Below are 19,107 nucleotides of genomic sequence, written 5' to 3' on the forward strand. Positions count from 1 at the left end.
GTCTGATCTGCCGCTAGTGCGTGAAGACCTTGACGGCTATAGTCCTTCAAATATTGGGGAGACAATCTTGATGTTTGATGTATTAGTAATCGGCGGTGGAAATGCTGCACTTTGTGCCGCTTTGATGGCGCGCGAGCAGGGCGCATCAGTTTTACTGCTCGAATCGGCCCCGCGCGAATGGCGTGGCGGCAATTCTCAACACACACGCAATTTACGTTGCATGCACGACGCACCGCAAGACGTGTTGATTGATGCTTACCCTGAAGAGGAATACTGGCAAGATTTGTTGAAGGTCACTGGCGGTCTTACCGACGAAAAACTCGCCCGTCTGACGATACGTGCATCAGCCACTTGTCGGGACTGGATGCGTAGTCATGGCGTGCATTTTCAGGCCCCTATCTCCGGCACGCTTCACGTTGCCCGCACCAATGCATTTTTTATGGGCGGGGGTAAGGCGTTGGTGAATGCTTATTACCGTAGTGCCGAAAAGCTGGGCATTACGATTCGCTATAACGCCGCCGTTGATGCGCTTGATCTCGATAGCGAAGGCCGATTTCTGGCAGCGAGGATCGGCACGGAGCGGATTGAAGCGCGCAGTTGCGTGTTGGCTGCCGGTGGTTTCGAGTCGAATCGCGAATGGTTGCGCGAGGCTTGGGGCCAGATAAATGGAGAATGGGTCGCCGACAATTTTCTCATTCGCGGTACGCGTTTCAACATGGGCGTGTTGCTGAAATTCATGCAAGATGCGGGAGCCGACATGATCGGTGATCCTTCGCAGTCGCACTGTGTGGCAATTGATGCGCGGGCGCCGCTTTACGATGGCGGTATTTGTACCCGTATCGATTGCGTCTCGCTGGGCGTGATGCTCAATAAAAATGCTGAACGTTTTTATGACGAGGGTGAAGATTTTTGGCCTAAGCGGTATGCGATCTGGGGACGTCTGGTAGCGCATCAACCGGGGCAAATCGGTTACTCCGTGATTGACTCAAAAGCGATAGGACGTTTTATGCCACCAGTTTTTCCTGGTACTAAAGCGAACACATTGCAGGAGTTAGCTGTGCTGGTCGGCCTTGATCCAGTGGCTTTTGTGCGAACAATCGAAGAGTATAACGCCGCGTGTCGTGTGGGTACTTTCGATCACGGCATCCTTGACGATTGTCATACCGAGGGCTTGGTACCGCCAAAAACACACTGGGCGCAGCCCGTCGATAAAGCGCCGTTTTATGCTTATGCACTGCGGCCTGGTATCACGTTTACCTACCTTGGCTTGAAAGTCGACGAGCGTTCGACGGTGCACTTTGATGGCAAACCGAGCCCAAATTTGTTTGTTGCCGGTGAAATGATGGCTGGCAACGTGCTGGGCAAAGGCTATACCGCTGGGGTGGGAATGGCGATTGGCACCGCCTTTGGGAGGATTGCTGGCACTGAGGCGGCGCATGCTGCCGGGGTTTCAAAGAAGTACCAGAATAACGAAAAGAAAGTGCGCCATGGAGCTGCTTGAAGTTTTGATCAACGATGCGCGAGGGCTGGCGACTAACGAAATCGAAGTTGATCGTGTGATGACAATTTGCAACTCTTGCCGCTATTGCGAAGGTTTCTGCCCAGTCTTTCCTGCAATGGCCCGGCGTCTTGAGTTCGGCAAATCCGATATTCATTTTCTCGCTAATTTGTGCCACAACTGCGGCGCTTGTCTGCACGCGTGTCAGTACGCGTTGCCGCATGAATTTGCGGTCAATGTACCGAAGGCCATGGCGCAAGTGCGTTTGCAGACTTACACCGATTATGCGTGGCCGCCTGCATTGGGTGTGTTATATCAGCGTAATGGGTTGACGCTTGCGCTGGCCGCAGCTGGCGCGCTGGCGCTGTTTCTGGCACTGACCATGTTATTAAGAGGAACGCTTTTATTTACGCCGCTGGCGGGAAATTTCTACGCGATTTTTCCCCATAATACCTTGGCGTTAATGTTTGGGAGCGTGTTTCTGTTTGCGATGCTGGCGTTGGGAATCGGCGTGCGACGCTTTTGGCGCTCCGAGTCGCCCGGGCCAACTTCGGGTAGCGCCGTTGCAGAAGCAACCGGCAACGTATTGCAATTGACCTATCTGGGCGGTGGACATGGAGAGGGGTGCAATAACGCCGACGATGCTTTTACCTTGTGGCGACGGCGCTTTCACCATTTCACTTTTTATGGTTTTACGCTCTGTTTTGCGGCGACGTGCGTTGCGACGCTGTATCATTTTCTGTTCGATTTGCACGCACCTTATCCTGTGCTGAGCTTGCCTGTTTTACTCGGGATCGCCGGCGGTATAGGATTATTAATTGGGCCAGCGGGATTGTTATGGCTCAATTTACGACGCCATCCAATGCATGGAGATCAAGCGCAAAAGCCGATGGACCGTGGCTTCATTGCGTTGCTTTTGCTGACGAGCGGAACCGGTCTGGCCTTGTTGATCTGGCGTGATACCGGCGCAATGGCGTTGCTGTTGGCAATTCATCTGGGCGTGGTAATGGCACTGTTTTTGACGCTGCCGTACGGTAAGTTTGCGCATGGTATTTATCGTAGCGCCGCATTGCTTAAATGGGCGATTGAAAAGCGTCAACCAACCAAATTGCAAACGGGTGATGAATGACGTGGCATCAAGACGTGCAACGAGATTTTTGTTCATTTAATCATCTCGGTATTACCCAAACAAAAATACCTACAAAAAATTATTCAACATCCTTTTCAGGAGACAAGTCATGACCGTGCCGACAACAGATGCATCGGGGAAATCATCCTCTAAATGGGGCGCGGTCTTACGCGTCACTAGTGGCAATTTTCTTGAGCAATTCGATTTTTTCTTATTTGGCTTTTACGCCTCGCAAATTGCTAAAACATTTTTTCCTGCGGGGAGTGAATTCGCGTCTCTCATGTTGACGTTCGCAGTCTTTGGAGCAGGTTTCCTGATGCGTCCGGTTGGCGCGATCGTACTGGGTGCTTATATTGACAAAGTGGGCCGCCGCAAGGGATTGATCGTGACGCTAGCGATTATGGCTAGCGGGACCATTCTGATCGCGTGTGTGCCAGGTTATGCAACCATCGGTCTTGTTGCGCCGTTGTTGGTGTTGATCGGTCGTTTATTGCAAGGTTTTTCTGCTGGCGCGGAACTGGGTGGCGTCTCCGTTTACTTGTCGGAAATGGCGACTCCCGGCAACAAGGGTTTTTATACCAGCTGGCAATCTGCCAGTCAGCAAGTGGCTATCGTAGTTGCCGCCGGACTCGGATATGGATTGAACGCCTGGATGTCGGCCTCCGCCATTGTCGACTGGGGTTGGCGCATTCCGTTTTTTATTGGTTGCGCCATCGTGCCGTTTATCTTTTTTCTGCGTCAGTCGTTGCAGGAAACCGCAGAGTTTAGCGCACGCAAACATCATCCGAGCACGCGTGAAGTATTCAGTTCAATGGTGCAGAACTGGCGTACGGTTGCTGCCGGTACTTTGCTGGTGGCGATGACGACCACGACGTTTTATTTGATCACCGTGTACACGCCGACGTTTGGCCGGTCCGTGCTTAAGCTGAGTACATCGGATAGTTTATTGGTGACGTTATGCGTCGGTATTTCGAATTTTATCTGGCTACCAATTGGTGGCGCATTGTCGGATCGAATCGGTCGACGACCTATTTTGGTTGCTATCACCGTACTGGCGATTTTTACCGCCTATCCGACCTTATCCTGGCTGGTGAGCGCTCCTAGTTTTGGGCGCATGCTCATCGTATTGTTGTGGTATTCGTTTTTCTTCGGCGTCTATAACGGCGCAATGGTGGCGGCCTTAACAGAAGTAATGCCGGTGAACGTGCGGGTGGCTGGTTTTTCGCTGGCCTTTAGTCTGGCTACCGCCGTCTTTGGCGGATCTACGCCTGCCGTATCGACGTTCCTTATTCAAATCACGGGTGACAAGGCTGCGCCAGCGTACTGGATGAGCTTCGCCGCGGTGTGCGGACTTATGGCGACGCTGATTCTTTATAACGGTAAGGGTGCGCAGGTAGAAAAGCACATTGCCGTACGTCCAATGTGAAAAATCGGAGATCAGGATCTCACTGACGTAGACGGCTTTGCAGGCCGCTGCATAACCACTTTGCTACTTTTTCAAGTGGCAATTTATGGCCCTTCGTTTTTGTTAGGGTACGACGGACTGTCTGTGTTTAGCGCTTTTTTTAGCTGTTGGGACTTTGGTATTTCTCTTCGCGACATGGATTTTCTCGTCGAAAAAAATGCCAATTGGCAATTCGCGTAAAATTAGTTGGAGCAGGTTGAAGCAGGTTGAGTTTTATTAATTGTTAGGAAATTTATGAAAATGCAAGATCTTACCGGTAAGGTCGCGGTAGTGACGGGTGCTTCAAGCGGTATTGGTGAGGCGACTGCGCGCCTTTTAGTTCAGGAAGGGGTGCATGTTGTGCTGGTCGCGCGACGCCGTCAGCGTCTGGAGGCCCTCGCTGCCGAACTCGGTGAGGCTGCATCTATTATGGAAGCCGACGTTGCTGATAGCGTTCAGGTGGGAGCATTGTTTAAATATGTTGGCGAACGGTTCGGTGGGCTTGACCTGCTTTTTAATAATGCGGGTTTGGGTATTCATGCAAAGTTTGAATCCAGTCAACCGGATGACTGGAAAAAAATGATCGATGCAAACCTGTACGGTGTTTTGAATTGTACGCAGGCGGCTATTCCTCATTTGCGTGGTCGCGAAGGCGCAATGATCTGCTCAGTGTCCAGTGTTGGCGGGCGGTATGGTGTGGAAAACTGGTCGGTGTATAGCGCCACCAAATACGCTGTGGTAGGCTTTCACGATGCACTGCGTAAGGAACTGGGTCCAGAGCGTATTCGGGTAACGGTGATTGAACCCGGTGCTGTGTGGACCGAATTTGGCGAAAATGTCAGCACAGCGTTGAACCAACGGCGTGAGCAATTAAATGCTTTGACCTCCGAAAACATCGCTCAGGCGTTGGTATATGCATTTGCGCAACCTGGAAATGTGTTGGTTGAAGAGATTTTGATCCGCCCCGTATTGCAAGTCGCACCTTAGTTGCAACGCAAGAAACCATTGACTCGAACGTCGTGACAGGGCGTTGGTTATGGACCTTCAGAATCAATCCCCAGCTATCTGTCAATATATTGATTGATGGCAATATCAGAATACCGAGATTGATCGACGTAAAGGTTTGGTTTAAATTTCAGACTCACTCGCCAAGTCGCGATCCTCGGGCTACACTATTCGCTCCAGTTGCCGTTATATTCTCGACAATATAGGGCATCACCACTTCGGACACGCGGTATTGTTGCAGCGAAAGATGTCTGAACGTGCTTGACTTCGAGCGCACTCTAACTACTACACTCAATGCCATGACATCTTCCCTGACGATTCAACAAGCTGCGGTAGCCACCGGACTGACCGCGCATACGCTGCGATATTACGAGCGGATAGGTTTGATTGATCCCATTCCACGGCAGGACAATCAACACCGACTTTATCGTGATGAAGACATCGTTTGGATTGGTTTTTTGCTGAAGTTACGTTCAACAGGATTGCCCATTCGGAAAATGTTACGGTATGCGGAATTGCGCAGATTGGGCAACCAACAGGCAAGTGTATCGGAACGGAAGATGCTATTGGAGCAACATACATTATCGCTAGAAGCAACGCTCGCAGAGTTGCAAAGCAATTTGGCTGTCTTGTACAAAAAAATTGCGATGTATGCCGACATTGAAACGACTTTGAATGCGCGCCCGGCGATTAACACTTTTGAGAGGGAACTTGGACATGAGCACAACTAACACTACGACCACATCGATGACGCGGATGACCACGCGCACACTCGGCGTGAATGGCCCGACAGTTTCTACTATCGGCTTAGGTTGCATGGGTATGAGTGATTTTTATGCAAATCGGGATGATGTGGAGTCGATTGCGACTATTCATCGTGCCCTCGAATTGGGTATTAACTATTTCGATACTGCCGATATGTACGGTCCGTACACGAATGAGGAGCTTATTGCTAAAGCGATTAAAGGCAAGCGCGATCAAGTTTTTATCGCGACCAAATTCGGTTTCGTCCGCGATAGCACTGACGTCAACGCACGGGGAGTCAATGGCAGTCCTGAGTATATTCGTCGTGCCGTTGAGGGAAGTCTTAAACGGCTTGGGGTGGAAACCATTGATCTTTACTATCAGCATCGCATCGATCCGAATACGCCCATCGAAGACACGATCGGCACCTTGGCTGATTTGGTGAAAGCGGGGAAAATACGCTATATCGGTTTATCCGAAGCATCGTCAGAAACGTTGGAGAGGGCGCACAAAACGCATCCAATCACAGCACTTCAAAGTGAATATTCTCTTTGGACGCGCGATCCGGAACAAGGTGTACTGGCCACCTGCCGCAAACTGGGCATTGGGTTTGTTCCTTACAGCCCGTTGGGTCGCGGATTTTTGACCGGTGCGATCACCAAGCCAGAGCAGTTCGCCGAGGATGATTATCGTCGTAACACGCCACGTTTCCAAGGCGACAATTTTGCAAAAAATCTGCTGCTGGTTGATAAGGTGAAAGAACTCGCGGTGCGTAACGGCTGCACTCCCGGGCAACTAGCACTGGCTTGGGTATTGGCGCAGGGGAATGATATTGTTCCGATTCCTGGTACCAAACGCCGCGCCTATCTGGAAGAAAATGTGAATGCCGTTGGTGTGACATTGGGTAAGAGCGAGTTGGCAGAGCTCGACGCGATCTTCCCATTAGGGGTGGCGAGCGGCACTCGATATGTTGAGAGCAGTATGAAACTGCTGAACGGATAAGAGCGTGTTATTGCGCTGAAAAAAAATGGCTACATCGGCAGATTGATGTGGCTAATTCAGCGTAATTCATTGGCTAATTTAGCCGACATCAATTAGTTTTTTGGTGCGGCAATATGGCTTCTTGAGGATATATCGGATACAAAATCAGCGCTCAGCGATAGATGTTTTCATCTATCGCTGTATTCTTTTAAGCGTCAGAAAATGGCCTCCTTTAGAGCATTCTAATTTGCTCCCAATCGGTCAGGCCCTGGAATATTTTATCTATTCCATCTTGTTTTAAAGTTCGCATACCTTCTCCGATTGCTGTTTCTAAAATGTCGGGGACGTTTGCTTTGGCATGAATTTTTCTTTTGATGGCAGCGCTATTAAGCAACAATTCATGGACGCCTAATCGACCTTTGTAGCCGCTTTTGTCGCATTTTTCACATCCAGTTGCCTTGCGTAATATGAAGGCATGGTTATCTTTGTTATAGCGTCTCTGCCAGTCAGCAATGACATCGGCTGGTTGGAGCTTTGTTTCGTGACAATATTCGAAAGCAAGCATATCGATTTGCGCATCGGTGGCTTCATAATTTTGGCAGCAATTGGTACATAATTTGCGCGTAAGTCGTTGACCGACGACGCCCAATAATGCATCGGCAAAATTGAAGGGATCCAGACCGAGATCCAAAAGCCGCACTGCGCTTTCGACTGCGCTATTGGTATGCATGGTGGAAAATACCAGATGGCCGGTTAATGAAGCCTCAATCACCGTTCGGGCAGTTTCGGGATCACGCGTTTCACCGACCATGATCACGTCTGGATCTGCACGCAAGAAGCTGCGTAATATGGTGGCAAAAGTCCAGTCGATTTTCGCCTGAACCTGCACCTGCCGAAGGCCTTTTTGGGTAATTTCAATGGGGTCTTCGACCGTCCAAATTTTGCGCTCGGGCGTATTGATATAACTGACCAGCGAATGTAAAGTAGTGGTCTTGCCGGAACCGGTCGGGCCGCAGACGAATAAAAGACCATGCGGTTTGAGTGCCAGTTTCTGAAGGCCCTCTAACACCATCGGTGACAGACCCAATGCATCCAAAGATAATGCCTGCGGTGCTGCCAATATGCGCATGACGATGTCTTCGAGGCCTTCGGTTGTTGGCATAGTGACGACCCGAAGTTCGATTTTGGCTGGACCGAACTGCTCAAAGTTCATTTTTCCATCTTGCGAGCGCCGTTTCTCGGATATGTCCAGTCGGCTCATGATTTTGAGGCGGGAAATTAATGCATTTCGGAAGTTTGCCGGAATGTTGGAATAATCCTTCATTGCGCCATCTTTACGAAATCTCACGCGCGTTGGTTCATGTCCCTTCATGGTTTCAATATGGATGTCAGAAGCCCCTTGTTCATAGGCGTCCATGATGATTTTATTCACCAGGCGAACCATGGTGTTATCGGACTCGGTGATCACGTCATCGGCGGGCTCGTTGGTGACGGAGCCGCTGCTATCATCCAGTTTGGAAACAAAATCTGCAATATTCTGGCGTTCACCTTGCGTGCCATAAAACTTGGAAATCACGGATGCGAGGTCGGCCTCGGATGCCATGACAGGATCAATAGTATGTTTCGTGTAGACCGTGAGTGCTTTTAAAGCGTCCGATGAAAGCGGGTCTTCCATTGCAACCACCATCCGGGTTTGCGCACGGTATAACGGCATGACTCTATAGCGGCGGACGAGATCACCGGGGACTATTTTGATCAGTTCCAGATCAAACTGGAACTTCAGCAAAGTGACAAAGGGGATGCCCAGTTTTTGTGCGAGGACTCTCTTGATAGTGTCTTTGTTGACCACACCCATATCACATAGAATATCGCCTAAATGTATTCGCCGATCCGAGGCCTGACGCTGGAGCGCCTGTACCAATTGATCTTCCGTGATAAGGCGCTCTTGAATCAGCGCCTCCCCAAGTCTTAGATGCGGTATTGACTTTTGTCTTTGTAAAGCTGTTTCAACTTGCAACTCCGTGACTAGATTTTCCTGTTGCAGGTAATCGCCTAATTTGGATGCACGGAGTTCATTTTGTCTTTTTAGTCCGGCATCTAACGCATCGGCAGAGACAATTTTTTCGTCTACAAGTATCTTTCCCAGCTTTTCGCCAATTTGATAGTTAGCAATCGATCCAGCTGGAATGAACCAGCGCAATACGTTATTACCGACTGTGGAAAGAAAAAGGAAAAGCCCCGTTTCGTGCGGAACGAAGGCGACGGTTTCAGTAATCAGGCGCTCGCCATCATTGAAGGAAATAATGCATTTTTGCTTAACAGAGACGGAAGGTGCCTCGTGCAATCCCGCTGCTAACGGTAGGGACAATCTTTGGAGTGTAACCGGATTGGTCAGACGGATACTTTTTATGGCTGAAAATCCGATGTGAATGTTTTCACCTGCACGTTCAGGGTGAAACTCCAATTGGGCTGCGTCGAGATTAAAACGTATTAGTTCGCCGACTTTTTGGCGCCCATCGTGCAAGGTCACGACGCACGGCACGATGTGGTTATTTTCTGCTGGCGGAGTGGTCGCTATTACCTCGAAGTGAGCGGGTGTGGGCCATTCCAAATCGAATTCCATTGGTTTCTCCATTTAAGTTCAAAAGCCCCCTGTTACGTTCTGATGACGTTCAGGGTGTCGTGCTTGAAATTGTCATGCGTACCCGCCGGAAGAATACATCCGCTTTTTTGCCACTCCTAACTTATATGAAACTCTCTAGTTAATTCTTAAACAGATTTGCCAATTCCAGACCAGGTTCTGGCGCGCGCATAAATGTTTCACCTATCAAAAAAGAGTGTACGTTGGCGTCGCGCATTTGCTTTACGTCTTCTGCTGTTCGAATACCGGATTCGGTCACGACCAGCTTGTCGGGAGAAATATGCGGTAGCAAAACCAGCGTATTTTCCAGCGACGTTTCAAAGGTACGCAGATTGCGGTTGTTAATGCCTAATAGCGCTGTTTTTAGTTTGAGGGCAGCGGTAAGTTCTTCTGCGTTATGTACTTCAACCAGCACGCTCATCCCAAGCTCTAGCGCGATGGCTTCCATTTCTGCCATTAAGCCATGATCAAGAGCCGCAACGATCAGCAAAATAGCATCGGCACCCCAATAACGCGCCTGATAAATTTGATACGGATCAATCATGAAATCTTTACGCAAGACCGGAAGTGCGCAAGCCGACCGCGCTTGTTTCATGTATTCCGGCGAGCCTTGAAAAAATTTCTCATCAGTGAGTACGGATAAACACGCAGCGCCATGCGTCGCGTAGCTGATAGCGATATCAGCGGGGCGGAAATCAGCACGAATGATACCTTTTGATGGCGATGCTTTTTTGATTTCAGCGATGATGCCAGCATTACCAGCATCGACTTTGGTTCTCAGTGCGGCCTCGAAGTCACGCAACTGTAATCGGGCATCGGAATCGGTTTCGACCTCACGTCGCAGACTGGCTAGGTCACGCTGTTTTTTGGCAGCGGTGATTTCGTCTGCTTTGACGTCGAGAATTTTATTTAATATATCGGACATAGCGGGTTTCCATTTCGTATTCTGAATGCGCGTATTCTCGCGGATTGGAATGTATTTAACTAGGTGTTGGCACCAAGTGATTGCGTGGCTTGCACAAACTGTTCCAGTTTGCGGCGCGCAGCACCTGAAGCCATGACTGCGCGTGCTTTAATCAAACCATCGGCAATTGAATTTGTAATGCCCGCAGCATAGAGAGCGGTGCCAGCGTTGAGGGCGACAATATCCCGAGCAGGGCCCGGTACGTCATCGAGCGCTTCGAATATTTTTTCTTTTGACTCGTGCGAATTGGCGACCTTTAAATTGCGGCTAGCGATCATTTGTAGCCCGAAATCCTCCGGATGTATTTCGTATTCGCGGATTTCGCCATCGATCAATTCACCCACCAGCGTTGCTGCGCCGAGCGACACTTCATCCATATTGTCGCGGCCCCAAACAACGATTGCACGCTGCGCACCAAGGCGCTGCAACACGCGCACCTGGATTCCTACCAGATCAGAATGGAACACGCCCATCAGGATATTCGGTGCGCCAGCGGGATTAGTGAGCGGGCCTAAAATATTGAAAATCGTCCGCACGCCTAGCTCTTTACGCACCGGTGCCGCATATTTCATCGCCGCATGATGGTTTGGCGCAAACATGAAGCCGATGCCGGTTTGGTCTATCGAGCGCGAAACTTGCTCCGGTGTCAGGTTGATGTTGGCACCCAATGATTCGAGTACATCAGCGCTGCCGGACGAAGAAGAAACACTCCGGCCGCCATGTTTCGCAATGCGTGCACCAGCGGCTGCGGCGACGAACATGGTTGCTGTAGAAATATTAAAAGTCTGTGCACCGTCACCGCCGGTTCCGACAATATCGAGTAGATTGCTGGTATTTGTGGTCGGAACCGGGGTTGCAAATTCCCGCATCACTTGTGCAGCAGCGGCAATTTCGCCGATTGTTTCTTTTTTAACGCGTAAGCCCATGGTCAATGCTGCGATCATGACTGGCGACATTTCACCCCTCATGATTTTGCGAAAGAGATGCAACATTTCATCGTGGAAAATTTCGCGATGCTCAATGCAGCGCAAGAGTGCTTCTTGGTCAGTAATCGGCATGAACTTCCTCTTGAGGCTTTACGTGGACGACATCTTTAATACCAATGCCATCGTATCCTGAATACATGGGTAATGTTAGCGCGCAACGGCTGGATGGCCGCTACGTGTTGCTGGATCAGGGTATATCTGAATGGTTGAGTTAGCGTTCCGCAGGCATCTGGATCGAATGTCAGATCGAAAAGCGCCCGGCAACATTAACGCTGTAAGAAATTTTTAAGCAGAGCGTGACCATGTTCGGACAAAATGGATTCCGGATGAAATTGGACGCCTTCAATATCAAGCGTCTTATGGCGCACCCCCATAATTTCACCGTCATCGGTCCACGCTGTGATTTCCAGGCAATCGGGTAAGGATGCGCGTTCGATCGCCAGCGAATGATAGCGCGTGACATTAAACGGGTTGGGTAAATCCTTGAACACGCCAACGCCGGTATGATTAATGAGCGACGTTTTGCCATGCATAACTTGTTGTGCACGAATCACTTCACCGCCGAATGCCTCGCCAATTGCCTGATGTCCCAGACAGACGCCGAGGATTGGCAGCGTGCCGCCTAACTTTTGCAATAGCTCAACGCAAATGCCGGCCTCTTTTGGACTACAGGGACCGGGCGATAAACAGATACGGTCGGGATTCAATGCCGCGATTTCAGCGAATGAAATTTCGTCGTTACGGAAGGTGCGGACATCTTCACCCAGTTCACCGAAGTATTGGACCAGGTTATAGGTGAAGGAGTCATAGTTATCGATCATCAGTAGCATCAGATTTCTCCATCCAGGCCATCTTGTACTTGTTCGGCTGCGCGCAATACTGCGCGGGCTTTATTTTCGGTTTCTTCCCATTCGGTCTCTGGCACCGAGTCAGCGACGATACCGGCGGCGGCTTGTACATATAGCATGCCATCTTTAATGACACCGGTGCGTATGGCAATAGCGACATCCATTTCGCCACCGAATGACAAATAACCGCAAGCGCCGCCATAAATGCCGCGCTTGGTGAGTTCTAGTTCATCGATGACTTCCATCGCCCGCACTTTTGGTGCACCGGAAAGGGTGCCAGCGGGGAAGGTTGCCTTCAGGACGTCAAGATTGGATAGGCCGGATTTCAGCACGCCTTCTACGTTTGAGACAATATGTTGCACGTGAGAATATTTTTCGATGACCATCTGGTCGGTGACTTTGACGCTGCCGGTTTCGGCAATGCGACCAATATCGTTGCGCGCCAGATCAATCAGCATGACGTGCTCTGCTATCTCTTTTGGATCGGCTAGCAATTCGATTGCCAGTTGTTCGTCACGTTCCGGTGTCGAGCCGCGTGGACGCGTACCAGCCAGTGGGCGGATGGTGACTTTACGTTTTCCGTCAGAGGTGGGCGTCGGCGCAGCAGTTTGCTCGTTGCGGACCAGTATTTCGGGTGATGAGCCGACAATCTGCATATCACCGAAATTGTAGAAATACATGTACGGAGACGGATTTAATGACCGCAATGCGCGATACAGCATGAGCGGTGAATCGACGTACGGTTTTTTGATGCGTTGGCCAATTTGTACTTGCATCAAATCACCGGCCATGACGTAGTCTTTGGCTTTGGCCACCGCTTTGAGGTAATCCTCTTTTTTGAATTCGCGAATTGTTTCTGTCCGTACCGAGGCAGATGTTACAGGAGCGTCCGCAGGACGGCGTAACATTATGCGTAACTCTTTCAGGCGTTGGCGGCCCTTGGAAAACGCTTCCGGCTGGGTTGGATCGGTGTAGACGATTAGATATAGTTTGCCTGACAGATTGTCGATTACCGCGAGTTCTTCCGTGAGCAGCAATTGAATGTCAGGCAAGCCCAAATCATCTCTGGGCGTGGTGTTTGCTAGCCGTTTTTCGATGTGGCGTACGGTGTCATAGCCAAAGTAACCCGCCAGACCGCCGCAAAAGCGTGGCATACCAGGGCGGATTGCTACTTTGTAGCGCGATTGGAATTCGCCGATGAAATCGAGCGGATTGCCTTCAAGGCTTTCGATGATCTTGTCATTTTTGACGACTTCGATCCGTGTGCCAAAACTGCGCAACAGCGTTGATGCTGGCAAGCCGATAAATGAGTAGCGCCCAAAGCGCTCTCCACCGACGACCGACTCTAGCAAAAAGGTATTTTTGCCAGTTTGCTGGGTCTGCGCAAGTTTTAGATACAGCGTCAAAGGGGTTTCGAGATCTGCCAATGCTTCGGCGATCAGTGGGATGCGATTATAGCCTTGTGCGGCCAGCGATTTGAATTCGAGTTCGGTCATGTTTCTCTCCAGACCGCTATTGTAAAACAGCGGGGGTCGACTACAAAAAACGTTGTCGGTGATCGTCTTTATAAAAAGGCGAAAAGTCGGACAGCGGCGATCAGCGGGTTACTTAGCCCAGGATTGCCAGCGTCGCCAGAGCCAGGCCTCAGCGGCGGCTAATGGGACAATACGTTTTTTTTCGAGAAACATCATTTGAGAATTTTGTTTAAGAGTTTTTTAGCTAAGACGTTTGAACTTAGCTGGAAATGTAGTGCGCCGCGGAAAGCAGCGTGGATACTATACCATCCGAATCGACGTCTTGTATAGGCTCGCCATGATTGTAGCCATACGGAACACTCAATACGCGGCATCCGGCTGCGCGGGCTGCTATTGCGTCATTTGAGGAGTCACCAATAGCTACGACTTGTGCTGGCGCCAACTTGAATTGCCGAAAAACCTCCAGAAACGGCATCGGGTCAGGTTTTTTTCTGGAAAACGAGTCGCCGCCGTAGACCAGTTCAAAAAAATCGCGTAATCCGGTGGTTTCCATTAGCGGTAGCGCAAATGCAATGGGTTTGTTTGTGACACAAGCCAGACGCAAGCCCGATGCGCGCATGGATTGAAGTCCTGCGATGACATCTGGGTACAGTGTCGCGTAATGGCCATTGATCGCCAGATAATGGTGTTGATAAGAGGCTAGTGCTGCGTCGAAATGCGTTTCGACCTGCGCTGGAGGATAATCTGCGCCTAAGACGCGGCGGATCAGATTTTCCGACCCTTTGCCGACGAAGTTGCTAATGGTTTGCAGCGGCAGCGGTGCCAGATCAAAATCAGCACGCATGCGATTGATGGCGACGTGGAAGTCCGGGGCCGTATCGAGCATGGTGCCGTCCAAATCGATGATGACCGCTTTAATGCCGGTCAGCATGACGCTGCGCATACTAGTCGTCACTTCGGCGCTAGGCAAAGTCATACTTTTGCCAATTCACCACGCATTGCATCAATCACTGTTTTGTAATCAGGCTTTCCAAAGATGGCTGAACCAGCGACGAAAGTGTCTGCGCCGGCGGCGGCGGCTCGGGCGATATTTTCTATTTTGATACCGCCGTCGACTTCTAGCATGATATTGCGGCCGGAATCGTCGATCAAGCGACGCACTATGGCGATTTTGCGCAGTGCTTCAAGAATGAAAGACTGGCCGCCGAAGCCTGGGTTGACCGACATAATCAGGATAATGTCGAGTTTGTCCATGACATGCTCAAGATAGTCTAAAGAGGTCGCTGGATTGAACACCAAACCCGCTTTACAGCCATGGTCGCGAATCAATTGCAAGGATCGATCAATATGTTCTGATGCTTCTGGATGAAATGTGATGATGTTTGCGCCAGCTTTGGCAAAATCCGGAATAATACGATCCACCGGCTTGACCATAAGGTGAACGTCAATCGGTACTTGTACATGAGGACGAATTGCTTCGCAGACCAGCGGTCCAATGGTGAGATTGGGAACGTAATGGTTATCCATGACGTCAAAGTGAATCATATCTGCGCCAGCGCTGACAACATTGCGCACTTCTTCGCCGAGACGGGCAAAGTCGGCAGATAGAATACTTGGGGCGATTCGGTAGGTTGGTTTGTTTGGCATGGCGGTCACTAAATGAGATGATGCGTAAAAGATGCGCTATTTTACTCCGCGCATGCTGTCTGGGCGGAGTTGTACTTGCATCAGTTGATAATTTCGTGTGCAATGATCTGCGGGAATCCATGGATCCGAGAGCGTCGCGCTGAAGTTGTCCGTCGGCTTGTTCAGTGGTTCCACTGAACTAATGGTTTAAATAGAGGAAAACTGCATGTCCGCTTATGAATTTACCGTCACTGTCAAAACCCAATATCTTGAAGAGCAATCCGAACCGGATCGCAATCACTATGTTTTTGCCTATGCAATTACCATTAAAAATACTGGTAAAGTCGCTGCGCAACTGATTTCTCGCCATTGGGTGATTACGAATGCTAACAATGAAGTACAGGAAGTCCGCGGGCTTGGCGTGATAGGCCATCAACCTTTGCTGCAACCTGGTGAAAGCTTTGAGTATTCCAGCGGAACATCGTTGGCAACACCACAAGGATCTATGTTTGGCGAATTTTTCTGCGTGGCAGAGGATGGCGAGCAATTCGAGTCGCGAATTCCAGAATTCGTTTTATCGCTGCCACGGACGTTGCATTAATGTACGTTGTATAAGGCCAGGTTGCATCGCATAACGCGTCATTGAAAAATGTGGCGTTACTTCCTGTAAATGTTATCTAGTCGTTACTTACTTAGTATGTTGATCGCCACTTTGTTTCTGTGGCGGCGCTTTACGTGATGGTGTCTGGTCCGGTTTTCGGCCCGACATAGTCCACCATACAATAAACACAAATAAGAAGAAGGCAACGCTCGCCTCAAGTATCAATAACCACATAAAGAATCCTCAATGTCATTCAAGCGCATAAGTCTACCCGTTTCAGCCCGTATCTCAGCTCTAATTGTTGCTCTCAGTCTGGCAGCGTGCTCTACTTCTCCGCCACTGTCATCATCAATCACACCTAAATCGCCTGAAATTAAACCCCCTCCGTCAGCTTACGTCGGACCCTTGCCAGATATGAAGGTACCTGCTGGTACCTTGAGGTTAAGTACCTTTTCTGCCTTGCCGGGTTGGCTTAATGACGATGTACGTCAGGCGCTACCGGCGTTCTTGACGTCGTGTTCAACCATGGTGAGAAGAGTTGGCTGGACGGAGCCTTGTACTATCGCACGTGATTTGGATGCGACCAGTGAAAGCGTTGTTCGTACATTTTTTGAGGCATTTTTTGCCCCGTATCAAGTAATTAACGCCGATGGTACCGATAATGGTTTGGTTACAGGATATTACGAGCCGCTATTACGCGGTTCCCGCAAGCGCGGTGGTGTCTACCAGACGCCCCTTTATCATGCGCCAGATGATTTATTAACAATAGATTTGGCTAGCGTTTATCCTGAGCTAAAAGGACTGCGTTTACGTGGTCGCATCGTTGGCAATAAGGTGGTGCCCTATCCAAATCGCGCTGAACTGGACAAAACAGGCAGTCTTAGCGGGAAAGAAATTGTGTGGGTAGATGACCCTGTCGATGCATTTTTCCTGCAAGTGCAAGGTTCAGGGCGTGTCCAGATGGCGAATGGGGAAATTTTGCGCGTAGCTTACGCCGATCAAAATGGCTATCCTTATAGATCGATCGGTCGTTATTTGATTGATAAAGGTGAGTTGACGCTGGCGCAGGCTTCGGCGCAAGGAATTAAAGCCTGGTTGGTGGCAAATCCTTCGCGGCGGCAGGAGTTATTGAATTCGAATCCGAGTTATGTCTTTTTTAAGGAGGAGAAAGTGTTGGATCCGAGTCAAGGGCCGAAAGGCGCCCAAGGTGTCCCTTTGACCGCTCAGCGTTCGATTGCGGTTGATCCTCATTTTATTCCTCTCGGCGTTCCTGTATTTTTGGCGACGACTCAGCCAAATAGTACTAAGCCGCTCCAGCAGTTGGTCGTTGCGCAAGATACTGGTGGCGCGATTAAGGGTGCTGTGCGGGCAGATTTTTTCTGGGGTTTTGGTAATGATGCCGGAGAGAAGGCAGGAAAAATGAAGCAACGAGGCGCAATGTGGGTTTTGCTGCCGAAGTTGTCTGTTATAGCCGGACGTTGATTGGCAGCGGAGTCTTTAGTGGATTTTCTTGCAAACTCAACGCCAACTGGCGTTGAGGCTTTCACTATATATATGTACCTACCTAAATAGATAAGCATCTAATTGTGTGTATGTAGACGTGCGCTCTGCCGCCTTATATTAGCGTAACACCAGTACTGGGATTGTAGAGTGAGCCAGGACCCTTTGAGTTTTGCTGCCTAGAAACAGGCGACTTAAGCCGCTTCGACCATGTGAAGCCATAAAAATAACGTCACAACCGTATTTTTCCGCCGCATTGATAATTTCTTCATCTGGATTGAATGCTTGAGCGGTAAGTATTTCACATTCCACTCCTGCCGCCTTAGCCGCATCGGCAACTTTTTGAACATGTAATTGTGCGAGAGCCAGCATATTCTCTTCATAAGTTCCGGGATCTGCCGCCATAGTGCTCTCTGCCATGGGCGAAAATGGATAAGGTTCAGCCACTGACAAACCAATTACCTTGCCGTTGCCAAATTTTGCAAATTCGATGGCTGCGGAAATTGCCTTATCCGACAACACTGAGCCATCTGTCGGTACCAATATGGTTTTGAACATTATGTCCCCTTTGTTAATGAAGAAATTGTGACACTTTCAAGATGTCGCCATTGCAATAATACTTCTTAGGTCGATAGTTAGACGCAATAATTGGACACATTACTGTCTGATAAATTCCTCATCTAATCGAAGCCCTAATTATGAGTGTTAAAAATGTAATGCGCTTCCTGCGAGATCATCGTATCTGTTATCTTTAAGAGGCTACAATTAATCTTTTATAACACCTACTGACACGGAGACACAATGCCATACGAAGCAATTTTGGTTGAGACACAAGGAAAAGTCGGACTGATTCGGCTAAACCGCCCGAAAGCCTTGAACGCTTTGAATGAGCAGCTGATGACTGAGCTAGGGCGGGCGCTGTTGGCGTTCGATAGCGATGACGCAATCGGATGCATCGTTATTACCGGAAGTGAAAAAGCATTCGCAGCCGGTGCCGATATCGGCGCAATGGCCAATTACTCTTACATGGATGCGTACAAAGGTGACTACATCACGCGTAACTGGGAGGAAATACGCCGTGTTCGTAAGCCTGTTATTGCAGCAGTAGCCGGTTTTGCTCTAGGAGGTGGATGTGAGTTGGCAATGATGTGTGATTTCATCATTGCAGCGGACAATGCGAAGTTCGGTCAGCCCGAAATTAAATTGGGTGTGATTCCAGGTGCTGGTGGAACGCAGCGTTTGCCACGCGCGATATCAAAAGCTAAGGCAATGGATATGTGCCTGACAGCTCGGATGATGGATGCGGTTGAAGCTGAGCGCGCCGGACTTGTGTCACGGGTCGTGCCTCTGGATCAATTGATGGCCGAAACCTTGGCAGCAGCAACTGTCATTGCCAATATGTCGCTTCCAGCGGTAATGATGGTCAAAGAGTCGGTTAATCGTGCTTATGAAACCACCTTGGCAGAAGGCATTCACTTTGAGCGTAGATTGTTTCATAGCACCTTCGCCACAGAAGATCAAAAAGAGGGAATGCAGGCATTTTTAGAGAAGCGTTCACCTGTTTTTAAAAATGTTTAAAATTGTTTATAAAATTGCTTGCCAGTGTTGAGATGTGTTGCTATAGTTCGGCCTCTGTTGAAAACGACGCGAAATACTGAGTACGGC

At 49.6% G+C, this 19,107-nt stretch carries 17 protein-coding genes and 1 tRNA gene; 9 read left to right on the forward strand and 9 right to left on the reverse strand.

Going from position 1 to position 19,107, the window contains the following annotated elements; all coding sequences use genetic code 11:
- The first annotated feature begins 70 nt into the window (after window positions 1-70).
- From tcuA to QN379_RS09725, 3 genes are all read left to right on the forward strand, one after another.
- A complete protein-coding gene (gene tcuA, locus QN379_RS09715; protein WP_323506556.1) occupies window positions 71-1,501 on the forward strand; it encodes an FAD-dependent tricarballylate dehydrogenase TcuA in 1,431 nt (476 codons plus the stop codon).
- Window positions 1,488-2,627, forward strand: coding sequence for a tricarballylate utilization 4Fe-4S protein TcuB (gene tcuB, locus QN379_RS09720; protein ID WP_322233353.1), 1,140 nt, complete (start codon window positions 1,488-1,490; stop codon window positions 2,625-2,627). The genes tcuA and tcuB overlap by 14 nt, the downstream gene beginning before the upstream one ends.
- A 109-nt stretch (window positions 2,628-2,736) precedes the next feature.
- Window positions 2,737-4,053: an MFS transporter gene (locus tag QN379_RS09725; RefSeq protein WP_322233351.1), complete on the forward strand. Its 1,317-nt coding sequence runs from the start codon at window positions 2,737-2,739 to the stop codon at window positions 4,051-4,053.
- Here QN379_RS09725 and QN379_RS09730 read toward each other — a convergent pair.
- Window positions 4,051-4,126: transfer RNA gene (locus QN379_RS09730), tRNA-Cys, on the reverse strand. The genes QN379_RS09725 and QN379_RS09730 overlap by 3 nt on opposite strands.
- A gap of 200 nt (window positions 4,127-4,326) precedes the next feature.
- Here QN379_RS09730 and QN379_RS09735 point away from each other — a divergent pair.
- The 3 genes from QN379_RS09735 (at window position 4,327) to QN379_RS09745 (ending at window position 6,822) form a co-directional block, all read left to right on the forward strand.
- Window positions 4,327-5,058 (forward strand): SDR family oxidoreductase, encoded by a 732-nt coding sequence (locus QN379_RS09735; protein ID WP_322233348.1) that lies wholly within the window; start codon window positions 4,327-4,329, stop codon window positions 5,056-5,058.
- A 317-nt stretch (window positions 5,059-5,375) separates the two neighbouring features.
- Complete coding sequence (locus tag QN379_RS09740) at window positions 5,376-5,807, forward strand: MerR family transcriptional regulator (protein WP_322233346.1); 432 nt, start codon at window positions 5,376-5,378, stop codon at window positions 5,805-5,807.
- A complete protein-coding gene (locus tag QN379_RS09745) occupies window positions 5,794-6,822 on the forward strand; it encodes an aldo/keto reductase (protein ID WP_416186783.1) in 1,029 nt (342 codons plus the stop codon). The genes QN379_RS09740 and QN379_RS09745 overlap by 14 nt, the downstream gene beginning before the upstream one ends.
- A gap of 211 nt (window positions 6,823-7,033) precedes the next feature.
- On the opposite strand, the gene QN379_RS09750 is transcribed toward QN379_RS09745, so the two are convergent.
- From QN379_RS09750 to rpe, 7 genes are all read right to left on the reverse strand, one after another.
- Complete coding sequence (locus tag QN379_RS09750; RefSeq protein ID WP_323506549.1) at window positions 7,034-9,424, reverse strand: GspE/PulE family protein; 2,391 nt, start codon at window positions 9,422-9,424, stop codon at window positions 7,034-7,036.
- A 139-nt stretch (window positions 9,425-9,563) separates the two neighbouring features.
- A complete protein-coding gene (trpC, locus tag QN379_RS09755) occupies window positions 9,564-10,367 on the reverse strand; it encodes an indole-3-glycerol phosphate synthase TrpC (protein WP_322233342.1) in 804 nt (267 codons plus the stop codon).
- 59 nt (window positions 10,368-10,426) lie between these two features.
- The gene (gene trpD, locus QN379_RS09760; protein ID WP_322233341.1) at window positions 10,427-11,464 is read right to left on the reverse strand and encodes an anthranilate phosphoribosyltransferase; all 1,038 of its coding nucleotides are present in this window, start codon (window positions 11,462-11,464) and stop codon (window positions 10,427-10,429) included.
- 194 nt (window positions 11,465-11,658) lie between these two features.
- Window positions 11,659-12,222, reverse strand: coding sequence for an aminodeoxychorismate/anthranilate synthase component II (locus QN379_RS09765; protein ID WP_322233339.1), 564 nt, complete (start codon window positions 12,220-12,222; stop codon window positions 11,659-11,661).
- Window positions 12,222-13,736, reverse strand: a complete 1,515-nt coding sequence (gene trpE, locus QN379_RS09770; protein WP_323506550.1) for an anthranilate synthase component I — start codon at window positions 13,734-13,736, stop codon at window positions 12,222-12,224. The genes QN379_RS09765 and trpE overlap by 1 nt, the downstream gene beginning before the upstream one ends.
- 238 nt (window positions 13,737-13,974) lie before the next feature.
- Window positions 13,975-14,691 carry a phosphoglycolate phosphatase gene (locus tag QN379_RS09775; RefSeq protein ID WP_416186782.1) on the reverse strand — a complete coding sequence of 239 codons (717 nt, stop codon included), beginning with the start codon at window positions 14,689-14,691 and terminating at the stop codon, window positions 13,975-13,977.
- A complete protein-coding gene (gene rpe, locus QN379_RS09780) occupies window positions 14,688-15,362 on the reverse strand; it encodes a ribulose-phosphate 3-epimerase (RefSeq protein WP_323506551.1) in 675 nt (224 codons plus the stop codon). Before rpe ends, QN379_RS09775 begins: the two co-directional genes overlap by 4 nt.
- A 205-nt stretch (window positions 15,363-15,567) precedes the next feature.
- On the opposite strand from rpe, the gene apaG reads away from it, so the two are divergent.
- Together apaG and QN379_RS09790 are read left to right on the forward strand one after the other, a co-directional pair.
- A complete protein-coding gene (apaG, locus tag QN379_RS09785; RefSeq protein WP_322233333.1) occupies window positions 15,568-15,942 on the forward strand; it encodes a Co2+/Mg2+ efflux protein ApaG in 375 nt (124 codons plus the stop codon).
- Window positions 15,943-16,356: 414 nt separating this feature from the next.
- Window positions 16,357-17,424, forward strand: coding sequence for a murein transglycosylase A (locus QN379_RS09790; protein ID WP_416348541.1), 1,068 nt, complete (start codon window positions 16,357-16,359; stop codon window positions 17,422-17,424).
- A 138-nt stretch (window positions 17,425-17,562) separates the two neighbouring features.
- Here QN379_RS09790 and QN379_RS09795 read toward each other — a convergent pair whose 3' ends face one another.
- Complete coding sequence (locus tag QN379_RS09795) at window positions 17,563-18,000, reverse strand: universal stress protein (RefSeq protein WP_322233329.1); 438 nt, start codon at window positions 17,998-18,000, stop codon at window positions 17,563-17,565.
- Between the two features lie 243 nt (window positions 18,001-18,243).
- Here QN379_RS09795 and QN379_RS09800 point away from each other — a divergent pair, with 243 nt between their 5' ends.
- Window positions 18,244-19,020 carry an enoyl-CoA hydratase gene (locus tag QN379_RS09800; protein ID WP_322233327.1) on the forward strand — a complete coding sequence of 259 codons (777 nt, stop codon included), beginning with the start codon at window positions 18,244-18,246 and terminating at the stop codon, window positions 19,018-19,020.
- Window positions 19,021-19,107: the final 87 nt, after the last annotated feature.

The organism is Glaciimonas sp. Gout2 (assembly GCF_035018905.1).
Lineage (GTDB): Bacteria > Pseudomonadota > Gammaproteobacteria > Burkholderiales > Burkholderiaceae_D > Glaciimonas.